Origin of the sequence: Austwickia chelonae NBRC 105200, from assembly GCF_000298175.1 — a bacterium.
Lineage (GTDB): Bacteria > Actinomycetota > Actinomycetes > Actinomycetales > Dermatophilaceae > Austwickia > Austwickia chelonae.
The window spans coordinates 277,276-292,889 of record NZ_BAGZ01000008.1; the positions used below are offsets into that span (position 1 = coordinate 277,276).

Below are 15,614 nucleotides of genomic sequence, written 5' to 3' on the forward strand. Positions count from 1 at the left end.
ACTAGTGGGGGTGCGGTTTCCGCGGTGGGCCGTCGACGAGCACGGACGGACGTCGTGCGTTCCCGGAGCTGGTGACGGGCTCGGCGGGTCGTGGAGACCGGTGGGATGCGGCTAGTCCGTGGTCGTCCCGTTCCGCTGTCCGGGGTGTCTCCGGTCCCGGAGGTGCGGGCGGGATTCCAACCCGGCCAGTCCGTTCCAGGCCAGGTTGACGACATGGGCAGCCACCTCGTCCTTGGCCTGGCGGGTCGAGTCCAACCACCATTGTCCGCACATCGCCACCATGCCCACCAACATCTGGGCGTACATCGGCGCATTCTCCGGGTCGAGGTTGCGGCGCCGGAACTCGGCAGCCAACAGGTATTCGACCTGGCTGGCGACATCGCTCATGAGGGAGGCGAAGTTCCCGGTGGCCTGCCCGGTGGGTGAGTCCCGTACCAGGATCCGGAAACCGTCCGAGCTGGTCTCGATGTAGTCCAACAGGGCGAAAGCCGCTCGCTCGACCAGGATGTGGGGGTTCCCCGAGCTGGTCAGGGCTTGGGTGATCATGCCCAGCAGGACCTCTATCTCGCGGTCGACGACGACGGCGTAGAGCCCTTCCTTGCCGCCGAAGTGCTCGTAGACGACCGGTTTGCTGACCCCGGCCCGATTGGCGATCTCCTCGACGGTCGTCGCTTCGAATCCTTTTTGCGCGAAGGCAGCCCGACCTATGCCGATGAGTTGCTCTCGTCTCTGTCGGCCGGTCATCCGCCCTCGGGGGGGTCCATCGATCCTGCTCGTCGTCACATGCCCTATTCTGTCTCAGCGTTCTTCCACCTCGGTTGCGGGTGCCCGGTCTGTCGTCGTCTAAGCTGTGGTGGATGCAAGGAGATATCGTCTCCTGGAGCATGCTTTCCCCGGTTGGTCTGCTGGCAGGGCCCGCCTGACTTTGAATCAGGATTAGCGACGATGGTTCGATTCCATCCCGGGGAGCCATCTGTCCGAAGCGACGGCCCGAGGCCGCTTCGTTAGGACATCTCGGACGGTCTGCTCGCGGAGCGCGTCACCGCTGCGGCTCCTGCGTGAGGACATCGTCGAACGACGCTTCCCAATCCGTCCCGAGGGCCTCCTTTCCTGCCCGGAGCAGTCGGGGACGACCTGGCGGCGGTAGCATGGCAGGCGGCGTCGGCGCCCCGCCAGGCCGCGGCCACTCGTCCGGTCTACGTGGGGCTCGTCCACCGCCCCCGCACCCGTCGTCGAGCCCACGGAGCACACCTGTGACCGTCAGCCGTCCAGCCGCCGTCATCATCCTCGCCGCGGGCGAGGGGACGCGGATGAAGTCAGCAACTCCCAAGGTGTTGCACGCGATCGGGGGGCGCACGCTCCTCGGGCACGCGATCACCGCAGCCCAAGGGCTCGACCCCTGCCATCTGGCCGTGGTCGTCCGCCACGAACGTGACAGGGTCGCCGACCATGTCGCCCAGGTGGCTCCCCACGCCGTCGTCGCCGATCAGGACGAGATCAAAGGAACCGGTCGTGCCGCCGAATGCGGGCTGGCCGCGCTGCCCGAGGACGTCGAGGGCACCGTCCTGGTGACCTACGGTGACGTTCCGATGTTGACCTCCCGCACTCTCGAGCAGATGCTCGCCGCGCACGAGGAAGGCTCCTGCGGAGCCTCCGTCATCACCGCGGTCGTCCCGGACCCGACCGGTTACGGACGCATCCTGCGCGACGCGGACGGCTCGGTGGCGGGCATCGTCGAGCAGAAGGACGCCACCGAGGGGCAGCTCGCGATCTGCGAGATCAACTCCGGTATCTACGCCTTCGACGGTGCGCTGCTCCGCGAGGCGCTGTCCGAGGTCGGCACCGACAATGCGCAGGGCGAGAAGTACCTGACCGACGTGCTGGGCATCGCCCGGGCCCGCGGCCGCCAGGTCCGCGCCCACCTGATCGACGACCTGTGGCAGACCGAGGGCGTCAACGACCGGGTCCAGCTGGCCAAGATGGGTGCCGAACTCAACCGGCGCATCGTCGAGGGGTGGATGCGCGCCGGTGTGACCGTGGTCGACCCGGCCACGACGTGGATCGACGCCGACGTCACGATCGGTCGCGACACGGTCGTGCGTCCCAACTGCCAGCTGCTCGGTGCGACGACCGTCGGAGCCGACGCCCTGATCGGTCCGGACTGCACCATCGAGTCCTGCGAGATCGGCGACGGCGCCGAGGTGAAGCGGACCGAAGCCCACCACGCCCTGATCGGAGCGGGCGCCACCGTGGGGCCGTTCAGCTACCTGCGCCCGGGCACCAGGCTGGGCGCCAAGGGCAAGATCGGCGGATTCGTCGAGACGAAGAACGCCATGATCGGTGAAGGCGCGAAGGTCCCCCACCTGACCTACTGCGGCGACGCGACCATCGGTGAGGGCGCGAATATCGGCGCCGGAACCATCTTCGCCAACTACGACGGGGTGGCCAAGCATCCCACTGTCATCGGTAAGCACTCCTTCGTCGGCAGCCAGACGGTGCTGGTGGCTCCGGTGACCGTTGCCGACGGCTGCTATGTCGCGGCCGGATCGGCTTTGACCGATGACACCGAGCCGGGGCAGATCGCCGTGGCTCGATCCCGTCAACGCAATGTCGACGGTTGGGTGGACCGGCGGCGGGCCGGCACCAAATCCGCAGCGGCGGCGCAGTCCGCCCGGGCGGCGCAAGAAGACGGGGCCGAGACGGCGCGAGCAGAGGACGAACAGCGATGACCAGCCTGAAACGCACCACCGAGAAGAGCCTGATGGTGCTCTCCGGGCGGGCACATCCCACCCTGGCCGAGGAGGTCGCCACCGGACTGGGCATCCACGTCGTGCCGACCACTGCGTACGAGTTCGCGAACTCCGAGATCTACGTACGTTTCGAGCAGTCGGTGCGGGGCAGTGACGCCTTCTGCATCCAGAGCCACACCGCTCCTATCAACGAGTGGATGATGGAGCACCTGATCATGGTCGACGCACTCAAACGTGCTTCGGCCAAGCGGATCACCGTGGTCCTGCCCTTCTACGGGTACGCCAGGCAGGACAAGAAGCACCGCGGACGGGAGCCCATCTCGGCCCGGCTGATGGCCGACCTGTTCAAGGCCGCCGGAGCCGATCGGCTGATCTGTGTCGACCTGCACACGGCCCAGATCCAGGGCTTCTTCGACGGCCCGGTCGATCACCTGCAGGCCTTGCCGCTCCTGTCCGACTACGTGATGGAGCGTTACGGTCAGGAGGACCTTGCGATCGTCTCCCCGGACGCCGGGCGGATCAAGGTCGCCGAGCAGTGGAGCAAGAAGTTGGGCGGAGCGCCGCTGGCCTTCATCCACAAGACGCGGGACATCTCCCGGCCGAACCAGTCGGTCGCGAACCGGGTGGTGGGTGATGTGACCGGTCGCACCTGCATCCTGGTGGACGACATGATCGACTCCGGTGGCACCATCTGCCAGGCAGCCGACGCCTTGGTGAAAGCCGGTGCGAAGAGTGTGGTCATCGCGGCCACCCATGCGATCTTCTCCGACCCCGCGGTCGACCGTTTGAAGAGCTCGGTGGCCCGTGAGGTGATCGTCACCAATACGCTGCCGATCCCGCCGGAGAAACAGTTCGAGAAGCTGCAGGTGCTCTCGATCGCTCCGCTGATCAGCCAGGCCATTCACGAGGTCTTCGAGGACGGGTCGGTGACCAGCCTGTTCGATCCGCCGAACTGATCCGGACGCCGGTAGATGCGCTTTTCCCGGCCGCTGCCCGCAGGGAGAGATCTCGCGGGCAGCGGCCGGGGGCTTTCACGAGGACGAAGGTCCGGGCAACCCGAGCATGGGCGGGAGGCCGCCGGGCGGCCCTGACATGTACGGTGGCCCGGGGACGACCGGAGGCAGACGGTCCATTCCGATACGCGGTTCCCCTCGTGTGGCCAAGGTGCAGTCGAGGATGTAGTCCAGGGCGTCTTCCAGCGCGGTGGGCTCCAGGAGCCTCTGGTCCGACCAGGAGACCACCCGCATGGTGACTTCGGCGCCTTGGCCTTGCAGGACACGCACCGCGTCGTGCCCGTAGGCCCGCCGGAACTCCTCGGCCCCCGACTGGGTCAGGAAGAGGTCACAGGCGATGCCACGACGGGTGGCGCCCTCCAGGAGTGGCTGGGGGGTCTGGTGGCGCGGCGGGGCATAGGGGCGTGCATAACCGGGTGGGTCGGCGATCGCCGCGAACCAGGACCACAGTCGCTGGCGCCAGGTGCGCGGGGTGGGCGCCGGCGCGGCCGGGCGGGGAGCGGAGGGGTCAAGGAGTTCCAGGGGCATGGTCGACCAGTCGTCCTGGGCGAGGCTGACCACGCGGGAGACGGGCGCCCATCGGGCGGCTTGGAGGGCTCCCCAGCCGCTGGCTCCCAGACCGACGATGACCGGGGTCCGTCCGGTCCGTTCGGCGAGCCATTCGGCCGCAGCGATATTGGCTTTGACACCGGCGCCGCGGTCGTACTCGACGTCGGTGACGACGACCGCGGCCTTGCCTCCGGCGACCCCGTAGTCCAGTCGCAGGGTGGCGATGCCGTGCTCGGCGGCATTCCGGGCGAGTTTCACCCAGCCGTGACCGACTGGACCGACCCGGTGGGAACCGACAGGAGGCAGCAGGACCAGCGCTCCTCTCGGGGGCCCCAGGGGGCGGGTCAGGACGCCGGGCAGACCTTGGACATCGACATATTCCTCCTCGACCCCGGCCGGGGTGACCCGGGCGGAGCGGACCGGGTCGAACCGGGGTGCGACGCTCTCGGCCAGAGGTTCGGCGGTGATCCACCCGTCGATGGCAGACCAGGTCGAGTGGGTGACCACGGCCTTCGGTTCCTGACCGGGCTCGCGCAGGAGCGCCGGGCTGGGGCGGGTCAGCGCACCGACTCCGTCGATATAGCGACTCAGACCGGGCGCGAGGGCTTCGTCCGGTCGGGTGACCACGAGGAATCTGGTGTCCTGGGCCATGTCCGACCGTCCGGTGGGCAGGCTGAGCCGCGCGATGGCTTCGATGTCGCTCGGTTGGATTCCTGAGATGGCGACGCCTGAGCCGGATCCGGCCAGGGCCCGGGTGTGCCCGGGCAGCCGTTCCTGCAGCCATTCGACGCCGGTGGCTGGGGGGTCGATGAGGACCACCGACGAATAGGGCGACCGTCCGGGCTGGGCCCATCTGCGGCTGACCGGGTCACCTGCGGCCAGGGCGGCGATCATCGCCCCCAGTTCCCAGGCGACCAGGCTGACCGAGTCCTGGTGCAGGGTTTCCCGGGCGTAGTGTGCCAGGGCGGCGACGTCGTCGAGCCAACGGCAGGTCGACGGGGTGCTGGTCGGGTCGGGGGTTGCCGACTCACCGGTTCCCGACCAGTCGGCGCAGAGCACGACGTAACCGGCTCGGGCCAGTCCGTCGCTGAGCTCGGAGAGACCTGGGAAGGCGTCGTTCTGGCTTGCGCCGAGGCTGGGCAGGGTGATCACGGCGCCGCGGGCGCGGTCGCTGTGGGGGAGATGGACGATGGTGGAGAGCGCGCCGCTGGGAGATGGCACCCATGTGGGGACGATCTGGCCTGGCTGGAGTTCAGCGCGGGCTCGAGGCAATGCGGCGAGGCTCATTCGTTGTCGGATCCGCTCCGGGGTAGGGATGTGGACGGGAAGAGGTCACAGTGTGCACGGTGATCTTGGGGACATGCTGAGCCGTGCGTCGGTCTCGAGCGATGGTTCACAGGTCATCCCCTCGCCTGCGACGGGTGACGGTGCAGCGTCATGTGCGGTGGAGTGGTGGATGGGGCCGGGACGTCCTCGTGCCCGGATCAGAGATGGGCAGACGTTCAGGACGGACGCTCAGTCTAGTTGTGAAGGTAGCGCACGGGCTACTTTCCTGAAAAGTGACCCGCTGCTGTGTGCACTTGAGCCGCTAGAGGGTTCGTCGGCTGCGGAGCGTAGGGCACGGCCGGCGTGGGGAGTTCCCCGAAGGGGAGGGGATGCCGGAGCCGTTATCATGAAGACTTGCCTCGGCGAGGGATACCGCACGGACTGTGAAGTCGTCGGTGATCCGTGATCGACGCGGGATGTGGTCTGGGCGGTGCGCGCTCCCGGCCGCGGGTGTCCGCGCGATTTCCCGCGTCGAGGCAGGAAGTTTCGAATTCCCTGTCTATCGAGGAGAAGAAGATGTCTGAGGCCACCACCATCGTCGCGGAGAAGCGGACCGAGTTCGGCAAGGGCGCGGCTCGCCGGGTTCGTCGGGCGCACAAGATCCCTGCGGTCCTCTACGGGCACGGCACCGAGCCGGTCCACCTGACCCTCCCCGGCCACGAGACCATGTTGGCCGTGAAGGTTCAGAACGCCGTGCTGAACCTGTCCATCGACGGCAAGAACCAGATGGTTCTGGTCAAGGACGTGCAGCGCGATGTCCTCAAGCCGATCATCGAGCACATCGACCTGGTGGTCGTGCAGCGTGGTGAGAAGGTCGGCGTCGACGTCACCGTCACCACGGTCGGTCACGCCGCCCCGGAGACGCTGGTGAGCGTCGAGGCCCAGACCCTGCAGGTCGAGGCCGAGGCCACTCACATCCCGACCGTCGTCGAAGTCTCGGTCGAGGGGCTTGCCGCGGGGACGCAGATCCACGCTTCCGACATCGACCTGCCCGCCGGGGTCGCTCTGGTGACGGAGGCCGACACCCTCGTCGTGAACATTTCCCAGGCGATTTCCGCTGAGGCCCTCGAGGCGGAGCTGGCCGAGGCCGAGGCCGAGGCCGGCATCGAAAAGGACGAGGCCGGGGAGAACGCCTGATCATTTGGCGTTCGAGGGTAACGGTCGGGCCGCGTCTCCAGGGCGTGCTCCCGACCGTTACCCTGGTCCGGTGATATCCCATTCCATCCTGGATCCAGCTTTGATCATCGGGCTGGGGAATCCTGGCCGGGAGTATGTGGGGAATCGCCATAACGTCGGCTCGATGGTGGTCGACGAGATTGCTTCGCGGTGTTCTGCATCCTTTCGCTCGCACAAGGCCCGGGCTGCGGTGGCAGAAGCACGGCTAGGGGTACGGCCCGGGGGGCTGCCCGGGCCCAGGATCGTCGCAGCTCGTCCGTCGACGTATATGAACGAGTCGGGGGCACCGACTGCAGCTCTGGCGGCTTTCTTCTCGGTTCCGGCTGCCTCGGTGATCGTTGTCCATGACGATCTGGAGACGCCTTTCGGGCAGGTCCGTCTGCGGCGCGGGGGCAGTGAGGCCGGGCACAACGGATTACGGTCGATTTCCTCGGCTCTGCGTACTCGTGACTATGTGCGGGTCAGAGTGGGTATCGGACGTCCGCCTGGTCGGATGTCCGTGGCAGATTTCGTTCTCCGTGATTTCGGCGCCACTGAGCGCAAGGAATTGCCATTCGTCCTGGGGGATGCGGTGGATGTGATCGAAGAGCTTGTTCTCCATGGTTTTCCCGGAGAGGACGGCCCGTGACGCCGAGAGCATCTGCTTGGGACGGATACCCTTCCAGCCGCAAGGATTTCAGCGGCGTGAGTGCTCTGTGGAAGCAGGGTCGGAGCGGGGCCTCCTGAGATGTTCGGCCGTGATTTTTCCGACGTGGACGGCACCTGCGCGTGCAGGGTCGTGAGAGTACAGTTGAGGCGGCGTCTGAGCGGCGGGCCATTTCCGCCCAGAGTGACGAAGGCGTCAGGGGCGGGATGCCGAGAGGTGTCCGGGCGCGACCCGACACGGATGGCACGGCAATGATGCCGAGGTCTGCGCTCGTCAGGGCCGAATGGGGATCGGCCAAGCGGTGTTTCTTTTCCGGGGGGACACTTCGAAATCTGTTGTCGTCAACTGGGAGGGGTTGGCAGCGTGTCGATACATGAACGCGAGATCACTCGTAAACGTGATCGCGTCCAGCATCGGACCGACCGCCGTGGAATACCTGTCGAAAGGCTGGAGATTCCGGCAAATAGCAATGAACTATTCGCGCCCACCCTGGGAAGCTCCGTCACGCGTCCATCGGCCCGGAATTCATGGTCGCGTCGTTACTTGAAAAAGCTCCTTGTCCTTGACGCGGTGACCGGCCTGCTCTGCAGTGTCGCCGCGGCTTTGATGCGTTTCAACGAGTCCTATGTTCAGCCGGCCTATTACTGGATCGTCCCGTTGGTGGGCATCGTCTGGGTCGTCGCATTGGGGATGTCCAATGCCTACGAACGCCGTTTCCTGGGCGTGTCCAGCGAGGAATATCGCGCGGTGGGGCGGGCCGTCATCGGGATGTTGGCATTGCTTGCGGTGGCTTCCTTCCTGCTGAACTGGCAGTTGGCCCGCGCCTATGTACTCGCCTTGATCCCCATGCTGCTCTTCGCCGGGCTGATCACCAGGCAGGGCATGCGGCACTGGCTCGGCAAGCATCGCTGCACCGGTCAGCTCATGCAACGCACCATCGTGGTCGGTCGGGCGGATGCCGCGGCCTCGCTGCTCCGCAGCATCCGTGCCGAACCGACCCAGGGGCTGCTGCCGGTGGCCGTCTGCGCCTCCGGCATGGACACCGACTGCGACACGATGTCCTCGATCGAGGGGATCCCGGTGATGGGGACCCCCCGCGACGCGATCGCCGCCGCGGACCTCTACGACGCCGAGGTCGTCGCGGTGGCCTCACATCCCGATCTGGCCGGCAAAGCCCTGCGCAGGCTGGCCTGGGCCTTGGAAGAGCGAGGCATCGAGCTGATCGTCTCCCCGGGCCTGCTGGACGTCGCAGGGCCGCGCATGTCCATCCGGCCGTCGAACAACCTCTCCTTGCTGCACGTCGAGCGTCCGGCCCACGCGACCAGGTCGGTCTTCCTCAAGGACGTCATGGACCGGAGTCTGGCCTTCCTGCTGCTCCTGATGCTCGCACCGGTACTGATCACCGTTGCCCTCGCCGTCAAGATCACCGATCCGGGCCCGGTCTTCTTCAAACAGAAACGGGTCGGGGTACGTGGCGAGATCTTCTACATCTTCAAGTTCCGCACCATGGTGGTCGACGCCGAGAAACGTCTGGAGGCGTTGCGGGCCAAGAGCGATGGCAACGGTGTGCTCTTCAAGATGAAGGACGACCCGCGGATCACCGGAATCGGCAAGGTTCTTCGTCGCTATTCGCTCGACGAGCTCCCGCAGCTGTTCAACGTCCTCTTCGGCGACATGTCACTGGTCGGTCCGCGCCCTCCGCTGCCGGCCGAGGTCGAGCAGTACGAACCCGATGCGTTGCGCCGCCTGCACGTACGGCCCGGGATGACCGGTCTGTGGCAGGTATCCGGCCGTAGCGATCTCAGCTGGGAGGAATCACTCCGGCTCGATCTGCGCTATGTCGACAACTGGTCGCCGATCGGTGACCTGCACATCCTCTTCCGTACCTTCCGGGCGGTGACCCACAGCTCCGGGGCCTACTGACTCGGGCTCCGTCCGTGGCCGTCGGCCGGTTTTCCCGAGGCGCGCCGATCAGCCAACGCCGGCTGGCCGCCAACTCGCGTTAATCTCGCGGAGGAGGGAGGCCGATGACATGACCGCCGCGGGGAAGAGGACGCCGGAGAACGGATCGTCGACCGCGCGGCCGGGCGTGGTGGTCTGGCGTTCGCACTGGTTGGCGCCCTCAGAAACCTTCATCGCCGATCACCTGGCCGCCTTGCGGCGGTACGCCCCCATCCCGTTGGGTCTCTACCGCGACGACGACAGGCTGGGAGTGCGCCCGCAGGTCGCGCCCTTCCCCCACGGCACTGCAGGGCTGTGGGCCTTGCGTCTGGCCGCCCGCCTGGGATACCGAGGCATTTACGACCGTGCTGTCGAACGAGGGAACGCCTGCGTGATCCACGCCCATTTCGGGATGGATGCCGCGCAGGTGCTGCCCCTCGCCCGACGGTTGGGGTTGCCCCTGGTGGTGACCTTTCACGGCTGGGACGTCGTGCACTTCCCTCACTACGACGACGCCAGATCGTGGTATCTGCGCAGGCTCCCGGAGGTCTTCGAGTACGCCTCCGCGCTGCTTCCGGTCTCGAACTACCTGCGCGGGCGCCTTCTCGAGCTCGGAGCGCCACCGGAGAAGACCCACGTCCATTACCTGGGCATCCCTGTTCCGGAGAACCTTCCACCTCCGGACTCTCCTCGCAGCGAGATCGTCTTCGTCGGACGGCTGACCCCCCGCAAAGGAGTAACGGACCTGATCTCGGCGGTGGAAGCGTTACCACCGAACATTCGTCGGTCCCATGAGGTGCGGATCCTCGGAGAAGGTCCGCAACGGGCCGAGCTGGAGCGACGGGCTGCCCGGATCACCGACACCCGGTTCCACTTCGAGGGGCGGGTGGCCCCCGAACGGGTCGCCCAGGCGCTCTCCCGGGCTCGTCTCTTCGTGGGGCCGTCCACCCTGGACGACGACGGCGCCGGGGAAGCCTTCGGACTGACCTTCCTCGAAGCTGCCAGAGCCGGCGCTCCCCAAGTGGGTTACGCGGCTGCCGGCCTGTTGGAGTCGGTGGCCGACGGGATCAGTGGGATCCTGGTTCCTCCCGGTGATATCCCCGCCCTCAGCGAAGCGATGGCTCAGGTCCTCTCCGACCCCGAACTGGCCATCCGGCTCGGCCAGCAAGGGCAGGAAAGGGTACGGCGGGAGTTCGACCTCTGTCATCGGACAGCCCTGCTCGAGGCTCGTTATGACGAGCTGTCGGGCGGACGGGCGGCCGGCCACGACCGCGTCTAGGCTTTGCCTGGCGTTCGACCGGTCCGTACTGCCTCCGGAGGCATCCCGATGAACCTTGGCTCTCTCGTGACGGCGCTGTCCGTCGACGAATCCGCACGTCGTGTCCTCGACCATGCCCGAGCTGGGGAGACCCTGGTCGATATCGCCGTCGCCGGGGGTGCCAGGCCTGCTCTGGTCGCGGCGCTGGCCGAGAACCAAGCCGGGCCGGAGCCCATTGTGTTGGTCGCCGCGACCGGTCGTGAAGCCGAAGATCTGACCACGGCCTTGCGATGCTTCTTGCCCCCAGAGACTGTCGCTCATATCCCCAGCTGGGAGACTCTGCCTCACGAGCGGTTGAGTCCACGCAGCGACACCGTGGGGCGACGGCTGGCGGTGCTGCGACGCCTCGCTCACCCGGACCCCTCGGATCCGCTGTACGGCCCGATCCGGGTGCTGGTGTCACCGGTGCGGGCTCTTCTACAGCCCATCGCGACCGGGCTGGCGGACCTGGAGCCGGTGGCTCTGCACACCGGTGACAGCAGGCCCTTGCCCGAGGTGGTCGAAGCACTCGCGGCAGCGGCCTACATCCGTACCGATCTGGTGGAACGGCGGGGGGAGTTCGCGGTCCGCGGAGGAATCCTCGACGTCTTCCCCCCGACCGAGAACCATCCGTTGCGGGTCGAGTTCTTCGGTGACGAGGTCGAGGAGATCCGCGTTTTCAAGGTGGCCGATCAGCGTTCGCTCGAGATCGCCCCGCACGGGTTGTGGGCGCCGCCCTGCCGGGAGATCCTGCTCACCGATGCCGTCCGGGCCAGGGCGGAGGAACTGATCCCTCGTCTGCCAGGTGTCGCCGACATGCTCGGCAAGATCGCTGCGGGTGTGGCCGTGGAGGGGATGGAGTCGCTCGGCCCGGTGCTGGTCGACGGGATGGAGTCCCTCCTCGATCTGCTCCCGCCGGAGGCGAAGGTCGTGGTGTCCGACCCGGAGAGGGTCCGAGCCCGGGCTCACGACCTGGTCGCCACGAGCCAGGAATTCTTGGAGGCCAGCTGGTCGGGGGCCGCTGCGGGCGCGGTGGTCCCGGTCGATCTGGCCTCGGTCCTGGGTGAGGGGTCCTTCTGGAGTCTGGCCCGGGCCCGGGAGCACGCCCTGCACCGGGGTTTGGCGTGGTGGACGTTCACCTCGTTCGCCTCCGACGAGGAGTTGGTCGAGGACATCGGCGCGGACGATGCCGTCGCGGTGAACCTGGTCAGCCAGGACGCTTCCGCCTACCGGGGCGATCCCGAGGCCATCCGGTCGGACCTGAAGCGGTGGGCGCTCCAGGAAAAGCAGCAGGTCGTCGTGGTCACCGAAGGGCCCGGGTTGGGTAAGCGTCTGGCAGAGGTCCTGGCCGAGGACGCCGTGCCTGCCCTGTCCTGTAGCGAGGAGAGGAGTCCGGCACCGGTTCCGGGGACGGTGCTCTTCGTGCAGGGCTGTCTCACCCGCGGGTTCGTCGTTCCCGGGGCGGATCTGGTCGTCGTCACCGAGACCGATCTGGTCGGGCAGAACTCGTCCGGTGGCGGCGGGTCCACCCGGGATATGCGGAAGATGCCTTCCCGGCGGCGAAATCAGGTCGATCCTCTGCAGCTCCGACCAGGAGATTTCGTGGTCCACGAGCAGCACGGGGTGGGTCGTTTCGTGGAGATGACCCAGCGCACCGTCCAGGGCGCTACCCGCGAGTACCTGGTGTTGGAGTACGCCTCCTCGAAGCGTGGGCAACCCGGTGACCGTCTCTTCGTCCCGACCGACCAACTCGATCAGGTGACCCGCTACGTCGGCGGTGAAGCACCGAGCCTGAACAAGCTGGGCGGGTCTGACTGGTCCAAGACGAAGTCACGGGCCAAGAAATATGTCAAGGAGATCGCCGGCGAACTGATCAGGCTCTACTCGGCAAGGATGGCGACCCGCGGGCACGCGTTCTCCCCGGACACGCCCTGGCAGCGAGAACTCGAGGAGGCCTTCGCCTACATCGAGACCCCCGACCAGCTGTCCTCCATCGACGAGGTCAAGGCGGACATGGAGAAGGAAGTCCCCATGGATCGTCTGATCTGCGGTGACGTGGGATACGGCAAGACGGAGATCGCGGTGCGTGCCGCTTTCAAAGCGATCCAGGACGGAAAACAGGTCGCCGTCCTGGTGCCGACCACCCTGCTGGTGCAACAGCACCTGGTGACCTTCTCCGAACGGTACGCCCAGTTCCCGGTGCGGGTCAGGGCGTTGTCCCGTTTCCAGACGGAGTCGGAGACCAAAGCGGTGATGGAGGGACTGCAGGACGGCTCGGTGGACCTGGTCATCGGCACCCACCGTCTGCTGTCCCCGCAGATCCGTTTCAAGAGTCTGGGACTCGTGGTCATCGACGAGGAACAACGTTTCGGGGTCGAGCACAAGGAACAGCTCAAAGCCCTACGGACCGATGTCGACGTGCTGGCCATGAGCGCCACACCCATTCCGCGCACCCTGGAGATGGCGGTGACCGGCATCCGGGAGATGTCGACCTTGACGACCCCTCCGGAGGAGAGGCACCCGGTGCTCACCTTCGTGGGTGCCTACGACGAGAAACAGGTGACTGCGGCGATCCGTCGTGAACTTCTGCGCGAGGGACAGGTCTTCTTCGTGCACAACCGGGTCCAGTCGATCGAGAAGACGGCGGCCCGGCTGCGGGAACTGGTCCCCGAGGCCCGGATCGGGACGGCGCACGGCAAGATGGGTGAGTCCAGGCTGGAACAGGTCGTCGTCGACTTCTGGGAGCGTCGCTTCGACGTCCTGGTCTGCACGACCATCGTCGAGACCGGCTTGGACGTGTCCAATGCCAACACCCTCATCGTGGACCGGGCCGATGTGCTGGGACTCTCCCAGCTCCACCAGCTGCGCGGGCGGGTCGGACGAGGTCGGGAACGCGCCTATTCCTACTTCCTCTACCCGGCGGGGCAGACCCTCACCGAAACCGCGCACGATCGTCTGGCCACGATCGCCGGTCACACCGATCTCGGAGCGGGAATGGCGGTGGCGATGAAGGACCTGGAGATCCGTGGAGCCGGGAACCTCCTGGGTGGGGAGCAGTCGGGTCACATCGCGGGCGTCGGTTTCGACCTCTATGTGCGGCTCGTGGGGGAGGCGGTCGCTGACTTCCGGGATCCGGACCGGGTCGAACAACCGCCGGAGATCAAGATCGAGCTGCCGGTCGACGCGCACCTGCCCCACGAGTACGTGCCCGGTGAACGACTACGCCTGGAGGCCTACCGAAAACTGGCCCAGGTGTCCGATGAGGCCGAACTGGCCGAGATCGTGGCCGAACTGGTGGACCGTTACGGGCCGCTCCCGCCGCCGGCGGAGAATCTCGTGGAGGTGGCGAGACTTCGTACGGTCGCCCGTGCCGCCGGGATCTCCGATATCGGGGTGCAGGGCCGACAGATCCGTTTCGGACCGGTCGACCTGCCGGACAGTCGACTCATGCGCTTGCAGCGGTTGTACAAGGGGACCGTCGTCAAGGCGGCTCTGCGTACCATCCTGGTCCCGTCGCCGGCCACTGCGCCGGTCGGGGGACGCCCGCTGCGTGACAAGGCCGTGCTGGACTGGGCGGCGCAGCTCGTCCGGACGGTCCTGCTGGACGATCTGACCCGCGCCGGAAATCCGACCGGGAAGTCCAGGTGACCGGCGTACCGTGAAGTCGCCCAGTTTGGGATGCTCCCTCCGGGGTAGGTCCGAGCCATGGTGAGACTGCCTTCGTTCAGTGCCGCACTCGCTCGGCCGGGTCCGCTCCCACCGTCGCCGGTGGCCGTGGTCGTCGGTGCCTCCCGCGGGCTGGGTCTGCTGGTCTGTCGTGAGTTGGCAGCCCGGGGTTGCCGCGTGGTCGGATTGGCGCGGTCGGAGGAATCCTTGGCTGAAGCCCGGGAACGCATGCGCGATTGGGGTTACGGGCTGGAGACCTATCGTGCAGATGTCACCGATGTCGACGGTCTGGGCACGGCGCTGCGTCGGGTCACTGCGGAGGTCGGTGAGATCGACGTAGCCGTTCACGTCGCCGGTGTCATCCAGGTCGGTCCGGCCGAGTCGATGACCCGGGAGCACTACCGCACCTGCATCGACATCATGTTGTGGGGGCCGATCAACTTGGCGTTCGCCGTTCTCCCCGGCATGCGAGCCCGTCGACGAGGCCGGTTCGGCGTGGTGACCTCCATCGGGGGGAAGATCTCGGTCCCGCATCTGCTGCCTTATTCCACGGCCAAGTTCGGTGCTGTGGGTTTCACGGAGGGGCTCCGTGCGGAACTGCACGGGTCGGGGGTGACCGCTACGACGATCGTCCCGGGTCTGATGCGGACCGGGTCGCATCTGGCGGCGCAGTTCACCGGGGACCAGGCCAAGGAATACGCCTGGTTCGCTCCTGGAGCGTGTCTTCCGGTGGTCGCGATGGATGCGGAGCGGGCGGCCGGCCGGATCGCCGACGGCGTGTTGGCCGGTCGGGGGATGGTGGTCCTCTCTCCGTGGGCGCAGGCCGCGGTGCGGGTGGCCGGGGCCCTGCCGTCGATGACCGGGACGATGCTCGGCCTGGGTGGGCGGTTGTTGCCTCGTCCGCCGGCCGGTGATCCGACGGCTTCGGGGACGGTCGACGGTCGTGCCGCTCGGGCGATGGCCGATGCGCCGTGGCTGGAGCGGTTGACCGGACGAGGCGATCGGGCCGCTTCCCGCTTCGGCGAGCAGGCCTCGTCGTCGAGGGGATGATTCAGCAGCCGGACGGGCGGGGCGCGGAGGAGACACTCTCTCGTCCCGGCACGCGGTAGGCTCGACATGGAAATGCCCCGTCGCCCGTACCTGCTCGGACCGTCATGGTCCGAAGGCCTGTGGTGCCGGGGTGAGGCGGCCGGAAGCGACACGGTGTGGCCGGCGCCCGTGGTTTGGCTGGAAAGGATCCACAGTGAAGT

At 67.1% G+C, this 15,614-nt stretch carries 10 protein-coding genes and 1 tRNA gene; 9 read left to right on the plus strand and 2 right to left on the minus strand.

All coding sequences use genetic code 11. From position 1 onward, the window contains the following. Positions 1 to 111 precede the first annotated feature (111 nt). Positions 112 to 744 carry a TetR/AcrR family transcriptional regulator gene (locus AUCHE_RS07885; protein WP_006502756.1) on the minus strand — a complete coding sequence of 211 codons (633 nt, stop codon included), beginning with the start codon at positions 742 to 744 and terminating at the stop codon, positions 112 to 114. A gap of 146 nt (positions 745 to 890) precedes the next feature. Between AUCHE_RS07885 and AUCHE_RS07890 the strand changes: the two genes are divergently transcribed. The 3 genes from AUCHE_RS07890 to AUCHE_RS07900 all read left to right on the plus strand — a co-directional run bounded on the left by AUCHE_RS07890 (position 891) and on the right by AUCHE_RS07900 (position 3,706). Then, a tRNA-Gln gene (locus AUCHE_RS07890) sits at positions 891 to 972 on the plus strand. Between the two features lie 281 nt (positions 973 to 1,253). Continuing rightward, positions 1,254 to 2,729: a bifunctional UDP-N-acetylglucosamine diphosphorylase/glucosamine-1-phosphate N-acetyltransferase GlmU gene (gene glmU / locus AUCHE_RS07895; protein WP_006502757.1), complete on the plus strand. Its 1,476-nt coding sequence runs from the start codon at positions 1,254 to 1,256 to the stop codon at positions 2,727 to 2,729. Further along, a complete protein-coding gene (locus AUCHE_RS07900; RefSeq protein ID WP_006502758.1) occupies positions 2,726 to 3,706 on the plus strand; it encodes a ribose-phosphate diphosphokinase in 981 nt (326 codons plus the stop codon). The genes glmU and AUCHE_RS07900 overlap by 4 nt, the downstream gene beginning before the upstream one ends. Positions 3,707 to 3,781: 75 nt before the next feature. On the opposite strand, the gene AUCHE_RS07905 is transcribed toward AUCHE_RS07900, so the two are convergent. Next, complete coding sequence (locus AUCHE_RS07905) at positions 3,782 to 5,533, minus strand: alpha/beta fold hydrolase (RefSeq protein WP_162137232.1); 1,752 nt, start codon at positions 5,531 to 5,533, stop codon at positions 3,782 to 3,784. A 621-nt stretch (positions 5,534 to 6,154) separates the two neighbouring features. Between AUCHE_RS07905 and AUCHE_RS07910 the strand changes: the two genes are divergently transcribed. The 6 genes from AUCHE_RS07910 to AUCHE_RS07935 all read left to right on the plus strand — a co-directional run bounded on the left by AUCHE_RS07910 (position 6,155) and on the right by AUCHE_RS07935 (position 15,414). Next, positions 6,155 to 6,775, plus strand: coding sequence for a 50S ribosomal protein L25/general stress protein Ctc (locus AUCHE_RS07910; RefSeq protein WP_006502760.1), 621 nt, complete (start codon positions 6,155 to 6,157; stop codon positions 6,773 to 6,775). 70 nt (positions 6,776 to 6,845) lie between these two features. Further along, positions 6,846 to 7,442 carry an aminoacyl-tRNA hydrolase gene (gene pth, locus AUCHE_RS07915; RefSeq protein ID WP_245706780.1) on the plus strand — a complete coding sequence of 199 codons (597 nt, stop codon included), beginning with the start codon at positions 6,846 to 6,848 and terminating at the stop codon, positions 7,440 to 7,442. Between the two features lie 624 nt (positions 7,443 to 8,066). Continuing rightward, the gene (locus AUCHE_RS07920) at positions 8,067 to 9,383 is read left to right on the plus strand and encodes a sugar transferase (protein WP_407639824.1); all 1,317 of its coding nucleotides are present in this window, start codon (positions 8,067 to 8,069) and stop codon (positions 9,381 to 9,383) included. 109 nt (positions 9,384 to 9,492) lie between these two features. Then, positions 9,493 to 10,680, plus strand: coding sequence for a glycosyltransferase (locus AUCHE_RS07925; RefSeq protein ID WP_040321840.1), 1,188 nt, complete (start codon positions 9,493 to 9,495; stop codon positions 10,678 to 10,680). 48 nt (positions 10,681 to 10,728) lie between these two features. After that, positions 10,729 to 14,346 (plus strand): transcription-repair coupling factor, encoded by a 3,618-nt coding sequence (gene mfd, locus AUCHE_RS07930; RefSeq protein ID WP_006502764.1) that lies wholly within the window; start codon positions 10,729 to 10,731, stop codon positions 14,344 to 14,346. Between the two features lie 57 nt (positions 14,347 to 14,403). Next, positions 14,404 to 15,414 carry an SDR family NAD(P)-dependent oxidoreductase gene (locus AUCHE_RS07935; RefSeq protein ID WP_006502765.1) on the plus strand — a complete coding sequence of 337 codons (1,011 nt, stop codon included), beginning with the start codon at positions 14,404 to 14,406 and terminating at the stop codon, positions 15,412 to 15,414. Positions 15,415 to 15,614: the final 200 nt, after the last annotated feature.